Annotated in this window: 18 protein-coding genes; 7 read left to right on the plus strand and 11 right to left on the minus strand. The window is 63.2% G+C overall.

The features are described 5' to 3' along the window. Positions 1–19: 19 nt before the first annotated feature. The 5 genes from SKP52_RS09655 to SKP52_RS09675 all read left to right on the plus strand — a co-directional run bounded on the left by SKP52_RS09655 (position 20) and on the right by SKP52_RS09675 (position 4621). Complete coding sequence (locus SKP52_RS09655) at positions 20–739, plus strand: SDR family oxidoreductase (RefSeq protein WP_039574386.1); 720 nt, start codon at positions 20–22, stop codon at positions 737–739. 156 nt (positions 740–895) lie between these two features. Next, a complete protein-coding gene (locus tag SKP52_RS09660) occupies positions 896–1804 on the plus strand; it encodes a tyrosine-type recombinase/integrase (RefSeq protein WP_039574391.1) in 909 nt (302 codons plus the stop codon). A 4-nt stretch (positions 1805–1808) separates the two neighbouring features. Further along, positions 1809–2999: an IS91 family transposase gene (locus tag SKP52_RS09665; RefSeq protein WP_039574394.1), complete on the plus strand. Its 1191-nt coding sequence runs from the start codon at positions 1809–1811 to the stop codon at positions 2997–2999. Between the two features lie 366 nt (positions 3000–3365). After that, positions 3366–3884, plus strand: coding sequence for an orotate phosphoribosyltransferase (gene pyrE, locus SKP52_RS09670; protein WP_039574395.1), 519 nt, complete (start codon positions 3366–3368; stop codon positions 3882–3884). Positions 3885–4015: 131 nt separating this feature from the next. Next, entirely contained in the window at positions 4016–4621 is a 606-nt protein-coding gene (locus SKP52_RS09675; RefSeq protein ID WP_039574397.1) for a class I SAM-dependent methyltransferase, read from the plus strand. 87 nt (positions 4622–4708) lie between these two features. On the opposite strand, the gene SKP52_RS25225 is transcribed toward SKP52_RS09675, so the two are convergent. The 9 genes from SKP52_RS25225 to SKP52_RS09715 form a co-directional block, all read right to left on the minus strand. After that, a complete protein-coding gene (locus SKP52_RS25225) occupies positions 4709–5071 on the minus strand; it encodes a VOC family protein (protein WP_081997280.1) in 363 nt (120 codons plus the stop codon). Positions 5072–5243: 172 nt separating this feature from the next. Next, positions 5244–5789 carry a F0F1 ATP synthase subunit B family protein gene (locus SKP52_RS09685; protein ID WP_052208049.1) on the minus strand — a complete coding sequence of 182 codons (546 nt, stop codon included), beginning with the start codon at positions 5787–5789 and terminating at the stop codon, positions 5244–5246. After that, positions 5782–6279: a F0F1 ATP synthase subunit B family protein gene (locus tag SKP52_RS09690; protein WP_039574403.1), complete on the minus strand. Its 498-nt coding sequence runs from the start codon at positions 6277–6279 to the stop codon at positions 5782–5784. The genes SKP52_RS09685 and SKP52_RS09690 overlap by 8 nt, the downstream gene beginning before the upstream one ends. Positions 6280–6350: 71 nt before the next feature. Further along, positions 6351–6581, minus strand: a complete 231-nt coding sequence (locus SKP52_RS09695) for a F0F1 ATP synthase subunit C (protein ID WP_037515205.1) — start codon at positions 6579–6581, stop codon at positions 6351–6353. 42 nt (positions 6582–6623) lie between these two features. Then, positions 6624–7376: a F0F1 ATP synthase subunit A gene (locus SKP52_RS09700; RefSeq protein ID WP_081997542.1), complete on the minus strand. Its 753-nt coding sequence runs from the start codon at positions 7374–7376 to the stop codon at positions 6624–6626. A 60-nt stretch (positions 7377–7436) separates the two neighbouring features. Continuing rightward, entirely contained in the window at positions 7437–7766 is a 330-nt protein-coding gene (locus SKP52_RS09705; RefSeq protein ID WP_039580515.1) for an AtpZ/AtpI family protein, read from the minus strand. A gap of 209 nt (positions 7767–7975) precedes the next feature. Next, a complete protein-coding gene (locus tag SKP52_RS09710) occupies positions 7976–8377 on the minus strand; it encodes a YdbL family protein (RefSeq protein ID WP_081997543.1) in 402 nt (133 codons plus the stop codon). Positions 8378–8391: 14 nt separating this feature from the next. Continuing rightward, complete coding sequence (locus tag SKP52_RS24560) at positions 8392–8547, minus strand: YnbE family lipoprotein (RefSeq protein WP_081997281.1); 156 nt, start codon at positions 8545–8547, stop codon at positions 8392–8394. Between the two features lie 56 nt (positions 8548–8603). After that, on the minus strand, positions 8604–11762 hold the full coding sequence (locus SKP52_RS09715) for an intermembrane phospholipid transport protein YdbH family protein (protein WP_039574408.1): 3159 nt from the start codon (positions 11760–11762) through the stop codon (positions 8604–8606). A 169-nt stretch (positions 11763–11931) separates the two neighbouring features. Here SKP52_RS09715 and radC point away from each other — a divergent pair, with 169 nt between their 5' ends. Beyond that, a complete protein-coding gene (gene radC / locus SKP52_RS09720) occupies positions 11932–12615 on the plus strand; it encodes a RadC family protein (RefSeq protein ID WP_039574411.1) in 684 nt (227 codons plus the stop codon). A gap of 212 nt (positions 12616–12827) precedes the next feature. Further along, positions 12828–13235, plus strand: a complete 408-nt coding sequence (gene rnk / locus SKP52_RS09725) for a nucleoside diphosphate kinase regulator (RefSeq protein ID WP_039580521.1) — start codon at positions 12828–12830, stop codon at positions 13233–13235. Positions 13236–13303: 68 nt separating this feature from the next. Here the strand turns inward: rnk and SKP52_RS09730 are convergent, their stop codons facing one another. Together SKP52_RS09730 and SKP52_RS26055 are read right to left on the minus strand one after the other, a co-directional pair. Beyond that, the gene (locus SKP52_RS09730; protein ID WP_039574412.1) at positions 13304–13759 is read right to left on the minus strand and encodes an EF-hand domain-containing protein; all 456 of its coding nucleotides are present in this window, start codon (positions 13757–13759) and stop codon (positions 13304–13306) included. Positions 13760–13782: 23 nt separating this feature from the next. Further along, the gene (locus tag SKP52_RS26055) at positions 13783–14073 is read right to left on the minus strand and encodes a hypothetical protein (protein WP_148309070.1); all 291 of its coding nucleotides are present in this window, start codon (positions 14071–14073) and stop codon (positions 13783–13785) included. Between the last annotated feature and the right edge of the window lie 35 nt (positions 14074–14108).

A 14108-nucleotide genomic window follows, 5' to 3' on the forward strand; every position in this document is an offset into this window, starting at 1 on the left:
ACAACATGGGAGGGGTCGCATGGATTTACGGAACAAGCTCGCGCTGGTCACGGGCGGGAGCGACGGCATCGGACGCGAGATCGCGCTGCAACTGCAGGCGGCAGGTGCTGACGTCATCGTCTCGGGCCGCTCGGCGGAAAAATTGCAGGCGATGGCTGCGCTCGGTTTCGGCACGATCGCCGGCGACCTGTCGACGCCGGCGGGTATCGATGCGGTCGTCAACGGCGTTGCAGGCAAGCCGCTCGCGCTGCTCATCAACAACGCCGGGGTGGGCAGCGAATATGAACTCGACGATATCGCGACGCTCGAAAGCGCGGCGCAGTGCATCCGCACCAACCTCGACGCACCGATCGCGCTTTGCACGCGGCTGCTGCCGGTCCTGCGCGCCCAGCCCGAGGCGGCGATCGTCAATGTCACATCGGGCCTCGCGATCGCGCCGCGCGCGGGCGGGTCGGTCTATTGCGCGACGAAGGCGGGGCTGCGCAGTTATACGCAGGCGATCCGACACTTGCTCAAGGACAGCAATGTCCGCGTGATCGAGGCGCTGCCCCCCGTCGTCGAGACGAACATGACCGCAGGTCGCGCGGGCAAAAAGATAAGCACACACGACTGCGCCGCCGAAATCGTCCGCGGCATCCGCACGGGCAAGAGCGAGATCAACGCGGGGATGGTGAAGCTGCTCCAGCTCGTCCACAGTATTTCGCCGGCACTGGCGCGGCGCATCATGCTCCGGTTTTGATCACACTGGTCGACGACCGCTTGGGGGTGGTTGCACGAACCACTGCGTGGATTGGCGCTAGCCTCGATGTAAAGCCGTCCAGCGAGCGCCGCGTCTGATTGAACGTCGGCCGGCATAGGCAGACCTTTTCGACTTCTTCAACCGAGGAGTCGAACGATGAATGAGCTTGTTCAGATTAGCCCGATCAGCCCGCTGCGCCAGCGCCTGCTGGACGACATGGCGATGCGCAGGTTCGGACCGGAGACGCAGCGTAATTATTTACGCGATGTCGGACGGTTCGCGACCTGGCTGCAGCGCTCTCCCCACACCGCGACCGCCGAGGATATCCGCCAGTTCCAGTTCGAGCAGCTCGAAGCTGGCGTGCCGGCGCCAACGATGAACAGCATCGTCAGCGCGCTCAAGTTCTTGTTCACGCACACGCTCGACCGCCCCGATCTCGCGCGTAAGCTGATCCGCACCAAGCAGGTTCGCAAGATCCCGGTCGTGCTGACCATGGCCGAGGTGAAGCGCCTGCTCGATGCGACACGCTGCCTCAAGCATCAGACCGCGCTGTCGGTGGCCTATGGCGCGGGCCTACGGGTGGCCGAAGTGGCAGCGCTCAAGATCAGCGACGTCGACAGCGAGCGCATGTTGCTGCGGATCGAGCGCGGCAAAGGCGGGCGATACCGCAACGCCATGCTGCCCGAGGGCCTGCTCCTGCTCCTGCGTGACTGGTGGCGCGCCGGGCGGCAGCAGGGCATTTTGCGTCGCGACGGCTGGCTCTTTCCCGGACAGGGCGCAGCGGCCCATATCAGCACGCGCCAGCTCTACCGGGTCGTCGTCGAGGCCGCCGAGGCCGCGGATATCGCCAAGCGGGTTGGACCGCACACGTTGCGCCACAGCTTCGCCACGCACCTGCTGGAAGATGGCGTCGACATCCGCGTCATCCAGGTCCTGCTCGGCCACGCCAAGATAAACACGACGGCCTTCTACGCGCAGGTCGCAACGAAGACCGTTCGGTCGGTCGTCAGTCCGCTCGACAGGCTTGCGCTGGCCGCGCCGGACGAGGAGGCGCCTGACGGCTAAGGCGGTGCGCGCCTCACTCGAGGTCGCCGATATCTTCCGCAGCGCTGGTCCCGCGTATCGCACCGCGCAGGCCGGGCATTTGAGCCTGCATCAGCTCAAGATCATGTCGGCGATCGAACATTGCCGCACCGCCGCGCTCGGCGGTCATGTCGAGGCCTGCACCGACTGCGGGCACTGGCGGATCGCCTATAACAGCTGCCGCAACCGGCACTGCCCAAGGTGCCAGGGCGCTGCGGCGCGCAGCTGGCTCGAAGCGCGCGAGGCCGACCTCCTCCCGGTCGGCTACTTCCACGTCGTGTTCACCCTGCCTGCCGAGGTCGCCGCGATCGCCTATTACAACAAAGCGCTCGTCTATGACCTGCTGTTCAAGGCCGCTGCCGATACGATGCTGACCATCGCCGCTGATCCCAGGCACCTCGGCGCCCGGATCGGTATCACCGCCGTCCTCCACACCTGGGGCTCGGCGCTGACCCATCATCCGCACATCCACATGATCGTGCCCGGCGGCGGCATCTCCCGCGATGGGACACGCTGGATATCCGCACGTCCGGCCTTCCTCCTGCCCGTGCGCGTGCTTGGCGCCCTGTTCCGCCGCCTGTTCCTGACCCGGCTGCGCGCCCTCCATGACCGTGGGCAGCTCGCCTTCTTCGGCGGCATGACGCAGCTCGCCGACCGGCGCGCATTCCTGCGGCATCTCTCACCCGTCAGAAAGAAGCGCTGGGTGGTCTATGCCAAGCCGCCGTTCGCTGGGCCCGAGGCGGTGCTCGCCTATCTGTCGCGCTACACCCACCGCGTTGCGATATCGAACAGCCGCCTCCTCCGCTTCGACGATGCCGGCGTCACCTTCCGCTATAAAAACTATCGCGAGGCCGGCGCCGACCGCCAGCAGGTCATGACCCTCGCCGCTGACGAGTTCATTCGCCGTTTCCTGCTCCACGCCCTGCCGCGCGGATTCCACCGCATCCGCCACTATGGGCTCCTCGCCAGCGCACAGCGCAAGGCTCACCTCGAACGCGCCCGCCGTTTGCTCAGCGTCGCGCCGCCGCCCGCCGCCGACCCGATCAATGAGCCCGAGGCCCGGCCGCTCTGCCCGTGCTGCGGCGGCACCATGGTGATCATCGAGGTGTTCGAACGCCGCTACCTCGCCCGCGCGCCGCCACCCGCGCCGTCATCATCCGGGACACAGGCGCCGTGACCCGGCACGGCTCATCCACTCCCATAGCCGGCGCAGCCCTGCGTCCGGAAGCGGACACGCTTGCGCTCGCCCTGCCGAAAAGCAGACGCCAGACGCCCAAAATCAGACTGTCTCAGTTCAGACGTCTGCTCTCGCGACATAAAAGCTGCCGGTCCGCTCTCATGTCCGGCTGCTTTTTGACAGCTCTTGGCTACCCCGTGCCTCGCGCAAAGCAGCTTTCCCCATAGCTCAGTCTATGATCCCCGCGGTTCGGGCATCGAAGACTTTCTGACGCCTAACGGCGTCTGAAACTCTCAACGGAAACAGACAGGCGGCTTTCCGCGCAAAAGGCTGGATAGCGGTCGCTGAACTTGTCATAGACATCTGATGACAGACGAAACTCTAGCACGAGACATTGCTGCGGTGGCAACGCTTACCGGGGCCTTTCTACTGAGATCCGGGCAAACGTCCTCCACCTACTTCGACAAGTATCGTTTTGAATCCAACCCTGAGCTGTTGAAACGCGTTGCGAAGAAGATGGTCCCGCTGTTGCCGCACCGTGCCGACGTCCTCGCAGGTTTGGAACTTGGCGGCGTGCCTATCGCAACGGCCATTTCGCTAGATACGGGAATGCCCGCAGCTTTCGTGCGGAAAAAAGCGAAAAACTACGGCACTTGCTTAGCTGTTGAGGGTGCCGATGTGGCCAGCAAGCGGGTCGTTCTCATTGAAGATGTCATAACGACGGGCGGAGCAATCGTTGAAGCCGTAAAGCTTGTAGAAGCAGCCGGAGGCAATGTTGTTGGAATCGTGTGTGCGATCTGGCGCGGCGATGGCGCGCCAGGAATCGCTTCATTGCCGGACCTGACCGTTGCGGCAGCTATGACCAAGGACGACCTGCTGGCTTAAACGCCCGAAACTGGTCGATTGCCGTCATTGCATCCCGATCGGGAGCGAATATCCGGAATGGGGTGGGCTTCAGCCAGTCCGCTGTTGGATCGAAACTGGCGTAAATCGGACTTTGCCTATACCGCTCAGGTATGGACGACATTCTTAAAGGTTATGCCGCCGACGCCGCCGATCTCATCGAACGTTTTGAGGCTATTTCGTCACACGAAGTCTTCTTGCCGGTATTGGACCTTTTGCCAAAAAGCCCAACGAGGGTTGCCGACGTAGGTGCTGGAACGGGTCGCGACGCGGCATGGTTTGCTGAACAAGGCCACCATGTCTTGGCAATCGAGCCGGTCCAAGAGCTGCGAACCGCGAGAATGTCGCGGCGTCAAGACTCCAGGATTGAGTGGCTAGATGACCGACTTCCGAGGCTCACCATGGCTCAAGACCGGGGATTATTTGAACTCGTTACCGTGGGCGCTGTGTGGCAACATCTTGAAGAAGCCGTGCAAGGACTCGCGATGACAAGCCTCAGCCAGATGATACAGACTGGCGGTCTGCTCATCATGTCTCTTCGTCACGGCCCCGGTGCAACGAACCGGCAGGTGTTCCAAACATCCGCTGAAACGGTCATCAATATCGCAAGCTCTTGCGGCTTTGATTTACTGCGAAAAGTCGAGGCAGCGTCGGTGCAATCTGACAATCGTTCAAATGGGGTTCGCTGGACTTGGCTCGCACTGAGGAAAACCCGTTAACGTAGCCCGGTTTGCGGAGGCATATGACCGTAATTGGACGATAGACGACATATTGCCTTGGACGGAATAGCCCTGAACCTAGTCGGTCTATTTGGGCTCCATCAATTCTATGCGATTTCCGAAAGGGTCGGCTACATATCGGCGATTATAGCCAGCGAGAGGTTCGTCTTCGACGGTTTCAAAGCCCGCGTCGCTCAACCGTTGAATAAGGGCGGCCAAATCTGTGACTGTAAACGCCGGATGGGCTTTCCGAGCGGGTCGAAAATCCTTTTCAACGCCGAGATGCACTTTCAACGAACCGCGTTCGAACCAGCATCCACCCCTTTTCGCCAGATGCGGAGGTTTATCGACCTCCGGAATCCCAAGAAGTTCTGCGTAGAAGCGCCGGGCGGCAGCCTCTTCTCCGGGGGGCATCGCTAGCTGCACGTGGTTTAAGGCTTCAACCTGCACCGACGCCTCCTGAACGTATCGGACTGACTGGCAGCTATACGGTGGCGCGGAAGGTGTTGTCTATGTCGACAATCGGTCGGCTAGCCGACATTCCATCCCAAACCCCGGACACCGCAAAACAAAACGCCCGCGGAAATCCGCGGGCGCTCTGTTGTCAGCGATATAGAAGCACTCAGACCTTAGCGACGCCCGCTATGGCCTGATCGACCAGCGTCTTGTCGGCCGCAGCGTTGTGCTTCTCGGTGATCAGCGCCGCAGCGGCGTCGGTCGCGGCCTTCGCAGCAGCCGAGCGGACTTCGCTCAGCGCCGTCGCTTCGGCCGCGGCGATGCGGTCTTCGGCCATCTGCTTGCGGCGGCCGATCAGCGCGGTCGCGTCGGCCTTCGCCTTCGCAACGAGTGCTTCGGCCTCGGCATCGGCGCGGGCGCGCATGTCGTCGGCTTCCTTCGCCGCGTCGGCGAGCTTCGCCTCATATTCGGCCTTCAGCGATTCGGCATCGAGCCGCAGCTGCTCGGCTTCCTTCAGCTGCTTCGAAATCTCGGCAATCTTGTTGTCGAGCATGCCCGCGACCAGCGCCGGCACCTTCTTCCACAGCAGGATGGCGATGAAGATCGCCATTGCGATCGAAACCCAGACGGTCGCATCGATGAAACCGAACGATGCCGGCTCCGCATGCACTTCGCCCGCGGCTTCGGACAGGATGATCAGAAAATTAGCCATGGAGTACCGCCTTCACCGCTGCCTTGGCGTCCGCCGCAGCAACTTTCACACCCGACAGCTTGGCGACGAGATCGCTCGCCGCTTCGGCCGCGACCGATTCGATTTCGGCCATCGCCGAGGTGCGCGCCGCTTTGACGTCGGCTTCCGCCGCTGCCAGCTTGCCGGCGAGTTCGGCGTCGACCTTTGCCAGACGCTTTTCCGCGTCCTTCGCGGCCTTGTCCTTGGCGTCGGTTACCGCTTGCTGCGCAGCGGCGCGGCTTGCGTCGCTCTGCTGGCGGTAGCTTTCTTCGAGACTGTCGGCGGCGGCATGCGCCGCCTTGGCCGCGGCCAGATCGTCCGCCACCTTACGGTCGCGTGCGTCCACCGTCGCCTCGATCTTCGGCAGCATGCCGCGGCCGATGACGAAAAAGACGAAGCCGAAGGTCAGCAGCACCCAGAAAATCTGCGATGCGGCGTACCAGCTTTCAGCGAATTGGCTGATTTGAGGCATGGATTTACTCGACCGACAAAAGAAAAGCAGTCGCGGGGCGAGCCCTTAGAGAGCCCGCCCCGCAGACGAAATCAGGCTGCTTTGAGGTACAGCAGGATTGCGATCAGGAACGACAGCAGGCCAAGAAGTTCGGCAGCCGCGAAGCCGATGAACAGGCGGCCCTGCTGGCCGTCGGCTGCAGCCGGGTTACGCAGCGCGCTTTCGAGGAAGCTACCGAAGACGTTGCCCACACCGATGGCGGCCATACCGGCACCGATAGCGGCCAGACCGGCGCCGATGAGCGAAGCAGCTTGAACGTCCATTTTATACTCCTTGGGAAAAACGTTGATTATACGGTTGAAATATCAGTGAAGATTGATCGCGTCGTTCAGATAAAGCGATGTGAGCAGCGCGAACACATAAGCCTGGATACCCGCGACCAGCAGCTCAAGGCCGCTGATGCCGACCATCAGCGCCATGCTGGGAATGCCGACGCCAAGCCCGATGCCAGGACCGGCGGCGATCCCGTCGATGATGAACGAAGCGAACACCTTCATCAGCACGTGGCCCGCAGTCATCGCGACGAACAGTCGGAGAGCGAGGCTGAACGGGCGAACGAGGAACGACACCAGTTCGATCACGGGGATCAGCCACAGCAGCCACCAGGGCGTGCCGTGCGGGACGAACAGCGAGAAGAAATGCAGGCCGTGGCGCCAGAACCCGACGATCAGCACGATCGAGAAGCTCAGGATCGCAAGGAAACCAGTGATCGCGAAGTGGCTCGTCACGGTAAAGGGATGCAGGCCGAACAGGCCGAACGGCATCAGGCCGATCACGTTCAACATCAGGATGAACATGAAGAGCGAGAAGACATAGGGCGTATATTTACGGCCTTCGGGGCCGATATTCGCGTTCATCATGCTCGAAATAAAGCCGGTGAAGCCTTCGACCGCGACCTGCCAGCGACCGGGGACGAGCTGGCGCTTCATCCCGCCGATCATAAAGACCCACAGAAGCAGACCGGCGATGACCATCCACATCGCGCTCGTCGTAAAGGCAACCTCATGATTGCCGACATGGAACATGTCGAACATCTTCTGCACCTCGAATTGGTGCATCGGGTCCACTTTGCCTTGATCCGCCACGCGATACCTCGCCTAAATCCCTGTAATTCAGCTTTAATCCGACTTTGGAGGTCGGATATTCGCCATTCGAAATATGCTTCTGAAGGCGACGACTATTCCAAGGAACAGCACCACCAACAGGCCCCAAGGTGCGGTGCCGGCAAAATGATCGATCGTCCAACCGACCAAGGCGCCGCCACCGATGCCGCCCAGCAGTTCGGCCAGAACGCGGTTCCCGAGCTTGTAATTCGCATCGGTCTCCGGTCCGGCGTTCACTGCGGTCCGTTTCGCTTCTGCGGCTTCGGCCCGGTCCAATCGCTCGGTGAGCGAGACCAGGCGCGAATCCTCCGAAGCTGCTTCCGGATCGCTGCCATTCCCCGTCATTTGCGCCATCCTCCTGAAACAGAGCCGATATCCATCGATTCCGCCTGCGAAAAAAGGCCCGAAAATTCGGGGGACCCCTAAGGCGCGGTCCGTTTAGGAACGACACCCGATTAAGTCAATGCTTGTGCTGCCGCGCACAAAAATGCCGCCGCGTTTAGGGGCGCGGCGGCATCTGAGGACCCGCGGGCCCCGTTGTGCAATTTAATCGGTTACGGGCAGCGCGCATCGCGCTCGGGCGGGCTGCCGTCGCGCGTTTTCCAGGCGCCGCTCGGCGTCTGATATTTCTCGCCCGCCTTGGTCTTCGCGATCAGGTTGCAGCCGCTGGTGAAAGCGAACTGTTCCACCGTGCTGCCGGTCGACTGCGCGCTCGCGGTGTAGGCCGCCTTGCGCTTGATATTGAGGTCCTGCACCAGCGCACGGATCGCGGGGGTCGGCGTCGTAGCAAAGCCCAGATAGCCATCGGGCTGCTCGCCGATCTGCCCTGCGGCGCGCGCGGCGGCATAGGCCGGATCGCGCTGCGCCATCGCCGACGGCACGGCGAGCGCAACGGCGGCGGTCGCCGCGATCGCAGCCAGCGCCAGTCCGGTCGGTTTCCACATTTTCATAACCATCTTGTCATTCCCCATCAGAATATCTCGCTATTCTGCTCGATGAGCTTCTTGGCATCGCCATCCAGCCTATACACCACTTCCTGACGGATGTTGATGTTCAGGTTGATCTCGATCGGCTTGTCGGGCGTGTCGATCTGCACGCAGCCCGCAAGGGCCGACACGCCTGTCATCGCCGCAACGCACCGACCATATATGGCCAGCCTCCTTGCTCCAGTCTTGGGTCTGTTCATCGCATGGGCTCGCTTTCTGGAGGCTGAACGGGAGTGATCTTGGCTTTTTCGGCTTCTTCCTGCGCGCGCATCAACGCGGGCAGATTCTGTTCGATGAGCAGCGAGGGGTCGTAAAACCCCTTCGCCGAGGTGAGCAACTGGCGGAACGGCGCCGTTATCTTCACATTGAAGACCAAAGGCAGTTTCGCGACCTGGTTCGTCAGGAAATTGCGGCTCGCGCCCTCGCCCTGCCCCACGCCGCCAAAGCGGATATCGGTCACCATCTCGCCGTCGAGGTCCCCGTTTAGGATGATTGTCAGGTCGTCATATTTGAGGCTGCGCAGCGCGCCAAAGGCAAAATTGGCGATCACGCCCAGATTGCGGTTCGACAATTCGCCGACATAGGCGAGCGTGCCGCCGCCGCCGCGCGAATCGATGCGGCCGTCGACGATGCGCCCGCCCATGCCGTCGAACTCGACCGGCAACGTCCCATCGAACACCCCCGTCGCATTGATATTGTCGAAACCAAAGCTTTGCAGGAATACGGCGGCGTCGACCCCGACGATATCGAACGACAGTCGCCGCGCGTTTTCCGCGCTGAAATCGAGCGTCGTCGGATGCAGCAGCAGCTTGCCACCGCCAAAAGGCCAGCTCCCGCCCTCGACCCGCACCCGATTGTCGCCGAGCAGCCGATATTCGATCTCGCCGTCGAGCACCGGGATGCCGGGGTTGATGTCCTTGACCTTGGCAATTTGTCCGGGCGCCGTCCGAAGGCCGATCAAATCGTCGAAGCTGATCGTCGTCGTCAGCCCCGTCACCGGGCCAAACGCCGCCGCGAGGCTGGTATCGGCGGTCGCGAAAGTACCGCGGCTGGTGACGCCATCGGCGGTCCAGTCGATCCGTCCATCGCCGACCACCGATCCGTGAACATTGGCCACGACGCCAAGCGCGAGGCTGGTGAGTTGATCGGGCTGGAATGCGTCGTTGAAGCGCAGCTCATTGACGGTCAGGTCTGCCGAACCACTGCTATCGGCGATCCGATGGCGGATCACCGTGTCGAGGATTTTCGTCCCCGTCTTCTGCTCGTTGAACCCCGCTTTCGCCTCGATGATCCCGTTCGCAAAGCGCAGAGTCGCGTCGCGACTGACCAGCGGGAAGAAACGCGGATCGGGCGCGGCGTCGGTGAGCAGCAGCCCGCCGTCAAGCGTCAGCGCGCCACCCGCGAAGCGCCATTGCCCCGCAATCTCGTTCATATTGAGCGGCACGGCGCCGATCTTGCCGCTCGCGCCGCTGATGTCGCCCACCATACCCTGCGGCGTTGCCTGTCCGCTCAGGCTTTGCGCGCTAAAGTGCGTCACGCTTTCGCCTTCGCCCAGCCGGATATCGGCGAGCGCAAGCGACCAGCGCATCGCGGCCAGGTCAATGTTCGCCGGCCCGCTTTTCAGGCTGAACGGCGAGCTGCCGCTCATCCCGCGCAGCGCGATGCCCGGAATACCGACAAAACCGCGCACGCCTTGCGGCCCCGCGCTCAGCAGCGGCGCGCCGGGACGGCTGCACAGATCGACCGCACTTCGTCCGAGCCGGAAGCCGCCAACCTCGATGCGGTCCGCCGCGACGCGGCTGCACCCGCCGTCGAGCGCGAGCGCGCCCGTCGGGGCCAGATAGCCGTTTAGCGGCGCCGCCAATCGTTCGATGCGCCCGCCCGCGAGCGGCCCCGACAGCGTCGCCGCCGTGGCGAATCGCATCAACCCGCCCGCGCCGCCCGAAAAGCGCACCGGTGTCAGCGCGAGCCGTGCACCGCCGGCGTTATAAGGATCGAGGCTCGCAAGCCCCGTCACCCTGCCATCCGCGTTGCGATCGAGGCTCAGCGTTCCCGAGGGCAGGTCGCCGCCCGCGATGCTCCAGCGCCCTGTTGCGATCACCGCCGGCTCGTCGGCGCCATAGAGATAGCCGATGCGGCTTTCGGCGCTGCCGATGAAGCGCGCCCCGCTCGCGCTCGTCAATTCGGGGGCGATCAGGTCTACGCGCGCCGTCGCCCCCTCACCCGCCATCGCAAAGCCCGCGCTCCCACTCGCGTCGGCGAGCACCCGGCTCAGTGCACCGACGGCTTTCGCCGCCAGCGGGCCGACCGGCGTTCCCGCCATCCCGCCCGCGCTTTCGGCCAGCGAGCGGCGCAAATCGGCACTACCGCTCGCGCGGGCAAAACTAATCTGCCCGTCAAATTTCGGAGCGGCGCTGCCGACGTTGCCCTTGGCTTCGAGGTTCACGGTCTCGGCCGCGAAACCCACGCCGCGCAGCCGCGCCATGTCGGCGTCCATGTCGAGCCTGGTCAGGACCGATGTTCCATCGAAGCGTGCGCGCAGGCCCATGCGATCGGCCTCGACCGGCCCTGCGACCAGCCGCGCGATGCTCGCGTCGGCTTTACCCTTCCAGCTCTGCAAATCCTCGGACAGCGAAAGGTCGAGCGCGACTTCCGGCGCAGCCGCGCTGACGCTGCCGTCGGCGCAGCGCAGCGACCCGCCGCGCAAAGGGCCGACAAGTTGCGGCCGGACATCGCGAACCAGCACATTGCCGTAGAAACTGATATCGTGGCCGCTGCACCCGCCCGCGGCAATGCGCGGCGCGACCAGCGCCAGCTTTCCGCTGAAATCGCGACGCAGATTGCCCCCGCCATTCAGCGCCGCGCCAATATTACCCCAGGGTGTTTCAACGCGGGCCCGCGCATCGCGCAAGGCGACCGACAGATCGGGCAAAGCAAACGGATCCTTGCTTTCCGGATCGCGGAACTTGTCGAGCGAACCGAACGACAGGCGGCCGTCGACAAAGCGCCCATAGAGGCGAACGCCCTCGGCATTGATCCCCGAAACATAAGGGCCGCGCCAGCCATAGCCGAGCAGCACCTCGACGCGCTTTGCAGTGAGGTCCGGACGCTTCGGATCGCCGATGACGATGTCGGACAATTGCTCGCTGCGAAAGCCGATCCGGTCGATCGTATAGCGCGCCGGAACATCGCGGCTCTCCAACTGGTCGCGGATGAACTCGTCGGCAATCGGCTCGCGCGCGATCCATACACCGGCGACAAGGATGATCACCGCGCCAGCGGTCAGCCAGCGCTTCTTGAACAACAAAGTGCGATATTTGAATCGCGACTTCGCATCGTCCCTCGCCTCATTCATGGTAGTTGGCCGATGACGTCATGACGGCAAATTCTCGTCCCTCGACCCGAACCCTGTTCAGGGCACAAACGCCGGAAATCCCGTTTCGATGCAGGAGATTGATCCGGTTCGCCATCATCCTTTTCCTATGACCGTTGAGTGCGCGTCACAAGGAGGTTATTGCCGCGTCATGGGGGACAGGGATACGCCGGATCATCTTGGGCATCGCGCACGGCTGCGCGCCCGCCTGCTCGACGACGCCGAGGGCCTCGCCGATTATGAGCTGGTCGAATATCTGCTGACCCTCGCGATTCCCCGCCGCGATACCAAGCCGCTCGCGAAGGCGCTGCTGCGCGAATTCGGTTCGCTGGCGCAGCTTGTCAGCGCCGACCCAGAATCGCTGCGACGGGTCGACGGCCTTGGCGATACCGGCATCGCCGCGCTGAAAATCGTCCAGGCCACCAGTCTTCGCCTGCTCAAGGGCGAGTTTCGCGACAAGCCCCTGCTCTCCAGCTGGGACGCGCTGCTCGACTGGCTGCGCGCCGACATGGGGCCGATCGACATCGAACGAGTCCGCGTCCTCTATCTCAACTCGCGCAATATGCTGATTCGCGACGAACTCGCGAGCGAAGGTTCGATCGACCAGTCGGCGATCTATGTCCGCGAAGTGATCAAGCGCGCGCTTGAACTCGGTGCTTCGGCGATCATCCTCGTCCACAACCACCCCAGCGGCAGCCCCGAACCGAGCCGGCAGGATGTTGCGATCACCCGCGACATCGCCGACGCCGCGGCCAAGCTGGGAATCCAACTCCACGACCATATCATCATCGGCGGCAGCGATTATCGGAGTTTTCGCGCGATGGGCCTTCTCTGACGGTCGCCAGTTTGACTTCCGAACGACAGTCCGACATCGTGCCGCTCATGCAGATTCGGCGCAGCCTTCTCCGCTTCCGTCATGACGGGGGACAACTTCTCGCGGGCATTTAGCCCCGGGTTCCGGCGCGATTGCCCCGAACCCGGGGCACCTTCCGTTCAGACATTGCCGCGCGTGGCGAAAAGCTGCGCGCCAGCCGGAAAGTCCGCGCCATGACCAAGACAAAAAGCGGGGCCGCGATGCCCCATATCCGCATGATCGACAGCGAGGCCGATGTGCTGACCGAACTGACGCTGCAACAGCAACGCGATTCGATCCATTTCTATGAATTGCTGCTCGATGAAATCGATCGCGCCTCGATTTGCGGCCGCACCGATATTCCGCCCGACGTCGTTACGATGGGATCACGCGTCACGTTCGTCGACGAAAAGACTGGCGCCGAGCGGACGGTGCGCCTCGTCTATCCCGCCGAGGCCGACATTTCCGCCGGGCGGATGTCGATCCTGACCCCGGTCGGCGCCGGACTGATCGGCCTCAGCGTCGGTCAGACGATCACCTGGCCCGATCGGGGCGGTGTCGAACATCGATTGAGGATCGTCGCGGTGAAGCAACCGAATTAGCCTGCCCTCAAGGCGATGCAGCCGCCGGATCGCTCCGACGGCTGCACCACCCCGCGCGGGTTTGCTGTTTAGGCGCCGCGCGACAGGAAACCGGTCAATTCGGTCTTGTTCACCGCGCCCGACTTGTCGCCATCGGCCGAAGCGAACGCCTGTCCGATCCAGGTCTTGACCTCGGCCGATTCGACGTCGGTACTGGGGTCGGTTGCTGCACGCAGCTTCTTCATCCATGCGCCGAACTCGGCTTCGTTGAGGTCGCCATTCTTGTCGCCGTCATAGGTCGGAAATTCCTGCTCGACGATCTGGGCGATCTGCGTCGGGCTAGCGGCCGCCGCACCCGACGGTGCGGGCTGGCTTGACGCCGGCGGCGTGGTAGACGCGTCGGGCGTCGGCGCCGGGTTGGCCGAATCGGGTGCCGGAGCCGGAGCGGGTTCCGTCATCGCCGGATCCGACGCGGGTGGCGTGGTCTGCGCGAGGGCGGGAAAGCTGACGGCGGCGGCGCCGATCAAAAGCATCTGTTTCAACATGATTTCTCTCCTGTCAGTTAGGATTACTGCGGTTCCGATTCGGGATTTTCCTCGGGAACCGGTGCCGGCTGGTCGGCCGGCGGGGTCGGCTCGGCCGCCGGCGGCGTATCGCTCGGGGTAGCGTCCTCGGTCGGTGACGTTTCATCCATCGGCTTCTTGTCGTCGGTCGGCTGGCTGTCCGGCGCGGGCGCCGTCGTATCTGTCGGCGCCGGCTGCGACGTCGTGGGAGCCGACTCTTCAGCCGGGGCAGTCGTCTGGGCCAGAGCGGGGAAACTGATCGCCGCGGCGCCGATCAAAAGCACTTGTTTCAACACAATCATTCTCCTGTAACGGCGACATTTGGGCTGTT

This window comes from Sphingopyxis fribergensis (assembly GCF_000803645.1).
Taxonomy (GTDB): domain Bacteria; phylum Pseudomonadota; class Alphaproteobacteria; order Sphingomonadales; family Sphingomonadaceae; genus Sphingopyxis; species Sphingopyxis fribergensis.

Bases quoted from the DNA above. Each gene is read 5' to 3' on its own strand.
- pyrE (WP_039574395.1), top strand. From the start codon at position 3,366: ATGACAGACGAAACTCTAGCACGAGACATTGCTGCGGTGGCAACGCTT.
- SKP52_RS09655 (WP_039574386.1), top strand. From the start codon at position 20: ATGGATTTACGGAACAAGCTCGCGCTGGTCACGGGCGGGAGCGACGGC.
- SKP52_RS09690 (WP_039574403.1), bottom strand. From the start codon at position 6,279: ATGCCTCAAATCAGCCAATTCGCTGAAAGCTGGTACGCCGCATCGCAG.
- radC (WP_039574411.1), top strand. From the start codon at position 11,932: ATGGGGGACAGGGATACGCCGGATCATCTTGGGCATCGCGCACGGCTG.
- SKP52_RS24560 (WP_081997281.1), bottom strand. From the start codon at position 8,547: ATGACAGGCGTGTCGGCCCTTGCGGGCTGCGTGCAGATCGACACGCCC.
- SKP52_RS09730 (WP_039574412.1), bottom strand. From the start codon at position 13,759: ATGTTGAAACAGATGCTTTTGATCGGCGCCGCCGCCGTCAGCTTTCCC.
- SKP52_RS09700 (WP_081997542.1), bottom strand. From the start codon at position 7,376: ATGCACCAATTCGAGGTGCAGAAGATGTTCGACATGTTCCATGTCGGC.
- SKP52_RS09695 (WP_037515205.1), bottom strand. From the start codon at position 6,581: ATGGACGTTCAAGCTGCTTCGCTCATCGGCGCCGGTCTGGCCGCTATC.
- SKP52_RS09715 (WP_039574408.1), bottom strand. From the start codon at position 11,762: ATGAATGAGGCGAGGGACGATGCGAAGTCGCGATTCAAATATCGCACT.
- SKP52_RS09685 (WP_052208049.1), bottom strand. From the start codon at position 5,789: ATGGCTAATTTTCTGATCATCCTGTCCGAAGCCGCGGGCGAAGTGCAT.
- SKP52_RS09710 (WP_081997543.1), bottom strand. From the start codon at position 8,377: ATGGTTATGAAAATGTGGAAACCGACCGGACTGGCGCTGGCTGCGATC.
- rnk (WP_039580521.1), top strand. From the start codon at position 12,828: ATGACCAAGACAAAAAGCGGGGCCGCGATGCCCCATATCCGCATGATC.
- SKP52_RS09660 (WP_039574391.1), top strand. From the start codon at position 896: ATGAATGAGCTTGTTCAGATTAGCCCGATCAGCCCGCTGCGCCAGCGC.
- SKP52_RS09705 (WP_039580515.1), bottom strand. From the start codon at position 7,766: ATGACGGGGAATGGCAGCGATCCGGAAGCAGCTTCGGAGGATTCGCGC.
- SKP52_RS09675 (WP_039574397.1), top strand. From the start codon at position 4,016: ATGGACGACATTCTTAAAGGTTATGCCGCCGACGCCGCCGATCTCATC.